This window comes from Pseudomonas sp. GW822-FHT07A10, from assembly GCF_058798795.1.
On record NZ_JBXAKV010000039.1, the window covers coordinates 1 to 509 of the forward strand.

The window sequence follows — 509 nt, forward strand, 5'->3', positions numbered from 1 at the left end:
CCCACAAAGCTGGAGCCTCACCGGCGCCACTGTCACCGCGTCCACCAGTGCGCCAGTCACCCTCAACCGCGTGCAAGGCTTGCCGAGCAATGCTGGCAAATCCCAACCGCACAAATACCTGATCGAAACCAACCCGGTACTCACCGACCTCAAGCAATTCATGAGCTCGGATTACCTGTTGTCGAACCTGGGCTACGACCCCGACCAAAGTGCCAAGCGTCTGGGCGATGGTCTTTATGAACAACGCCTGATCCAGCAAGCCGTGGTTGCCCGCACCGGCCAGCGCTTCATCGATGGCCAGACCTCCGACGAGGGCCTGTTCAAGTACCTGATGAATAACGCCATCGCCAGTAAGACGGAGCTCAACCTGTCCTTGGGTGTCAGCCTGACCTCTGAACAAGTCGCGGCCCTGACCCACGATATTGTCTGGATGGAAAATGCCGAGGTGAACGGCGAGCAAGTGCTGGTGCCGGTGCTGTACCTGGCCAACGCCAACAATCGCCTGGCCG

The 509-nt window shown here is 59.3% G+C and carries 1 protein-coding gene; it reads left to right on the top strand.

The features are described 5' to 3' along the window. Window positions 1-509 (top strand): hypothetical protein (locus tag AC1RL4_RS29235; protein ID WP_493120719.1); only part of this gene is annotated, 509 nt, incomplete at both ends.